At 59.4% G+C, this 1,887-nt stretch carries 2 protein-coding genes; one reads left to right on the top strand and one right to left on the bottom strand.

Going from position 1 to position 1,887, the window contains the following annotated elements:
* Positions 1-120 precede the first annotated feature (120 nt).
* Positions 121-1,287: a PLP-dependent aminotransferase family protein gene (locus tag HT737_RS24260; protein WP_182404158.1), complete on the bottom strand. Its 1,167-nt coding sequence runs from the start codon at positions 1,285-1,287 to the stop codon at positions 121-123.
* Positions 1,288-1,369: 82 nt separating this feature from the next.
* On the opposite strand from HT737_RS24260, the gene HT737_RS24255 reads away from it, so the two are divergent.
* Positions 1,370-1,816 carry a MarR family winged helix-turn-helix transcriptional regulator gene (locus HT737_RS24255; RefSeq protein ID WP_047293052.1) on the top strand — a complete coding sequence of 149 codons (447 nt, stop codon included), beginning with the start codon at positions 1,370-1,372 and terminating at the stop codon, positions 1,814-1,816.
* The last annotated feature ends 71 nt before the right edge of the window (positions 1,817-1,887 follow it).

Here is a 1,887-nt window from a genome sequence, read left to right as displayed (position 1 = left end):
CAGTGATCTGAGGCGTTCACAAAAACCTGTGGGGAGCTGGCTTGCCAGCGATGCGGCCCGCAAGAGCAACACATTACTCAGACAAAAATAAACCGGCCCTCGAGCCGGTTTATTTGTTTTTCACGCCGCTTTATTTATCTGCGCCTGTCTCACCACCGCCGCCAGTCGCTTCAACCCTTCATCCAGTCGCGCCGAGTCGATGTGGCTGAAGTTCAAACGCAGGTGCCCAAGGTTTTTATCCGGTTCGGGAAAAAACGGCTCGCCCGGCATGAACGCCACATCATTGGCCAGCGCCTCGTTGAGCAGCGTTCGCGTATCCAGCGGTTGCTTCAGCGTCAGCCAGAAAAACAGCCCGCCCTGCGGGGCGTTCCAGTCCGCCAGATCAGAGAAATGCGTTTCCAGCGCCGTTTGAAACGCATCGCGGCGCTGCCGGTAGAAGCCACGCAACTCACCCAAGTGCTGCTGATATTTTTCACTGCCAATCCATTGCAGCGCCTGCCACTGGCCGATGCGGTTGGTGTGCAGATCCGCCGATTGCTTGAGCTTGAGCAGGTGCGGAAACAGGTCCGGGCTGGCGATCAGGTAGCCGACGCGCAAACCCGGGAGCAAGGTTTTCGACACGGTGCCGGTGTAGATCCAGCTGGCTTTCTTCAAACGCCCGGCAATCGGTTTGGCGCTGCCGCCATCGAAAGTCAGTTCGCGATACGGCTCGTCTTCGATCAGGGTAACGCCGAATTCATCCAGCAATGCGGCGACCGCAGCGCGCTTGGCTTCGCTGTAGCGCACGGCGGATGGATTCTGAAATGTCGGGATCAGATAGATGAATGCCGGGCGGTGTTGCTCAAGACGACTGCGCAGTTGAGCCAGGTTCGGGCCGTCGGACTCTTGCGGCACGGTCAGGCAATCGGCGCCGAACAGCTGGAAGATCTGCAACGCGGCCAGGTAGGTCGGAGCTTCCAGAAGAATTTCGGTGCCCCTGTCGATGTACAACTTGGCGGCCAGATCCAGTGTCTGCTGGGAGCCGCTGACCACCAGCACCTGACTCGCCGTGCACGCCAGACCCAACGCTTGCGCCTGCGCCGCCAGCGCTTCACGCAGCGCCGGCTCGCCTTCGCTCATGCCGTATTGGCCGAGGGACAGCGGCATGTCGGCCCATTCGACTTTCGGCAGCATGGCTTCAGCAGGCAAGCCACCGGCAAACGACATCACCTCCGGGCGCTGGGCGGCGGCGAGGATTTCACGGATCAGAGAACTTTTAAGGCGCGAAACACGTTCGGAAAAAGCCATGGGAGTCACCGGTAGCGAGGGCTGGAGAAAATGAGTCAAACTGGTTGACTGAAACTACGACAGCTTGAGCGAGTACGTCAACATGCTTGACCTTAAAAACCCCGCCAGCCAGCAGCAGGCGATGGAAGCGTTTTTCTTCGGCTATCAGGCGTTCACCGCCAAGGCCGACGAAATGCTCGAACGTCGCGGCCTGTCCCGGGTGCATCAGCGGATTGTGTTTTTCATCGCGCGTTATCCGAATTTGAGTGTGAAGGAATTGCTGGGATTGCTCGGCGTGAGCAAACAGGCGCTGAACATGCCGCTGCGCCAGTTGCAGGAAATGCACCTGGTGGACAGCGTGGCGTCGGAGGCGGACAAGCGTAAGCGCTTGCTGGAGCTGACCGTAGAGGGTGCGAAGTTCGAGCAGGCGTTGCGCCGTGAGCAGGTGAAGTTGCTCGAGCGGGTGTTTGCCGAGGCTGGGGAAGCGGCGGTGAATGGGTGGTTGGCGGTGAACATGGCGCTTGGGAGCACTCAGTCACATCTTGATTGACTGATCCGGCCTGATCGCTGGCAAGCCAGCTCCCGCAGTGATCGGTGGTGTACACAAAACCTGTGGGAGCT

This window comes from Pseudomonas sp. MD195_PC81_125, from assembly GCF_014060985.1.
GTDB lineage: Bacteria > Pseudomonadota > Gammaproteobacteria > Pseudomonadales > Pseudomonadaceae > Aquipseudomonas > Aquipseudomonas parakoreensis.
Note: the sequence above shows the minus strand (reverse complement) of the source record. Positions and strands in the feature narration are given on the sequence as shown.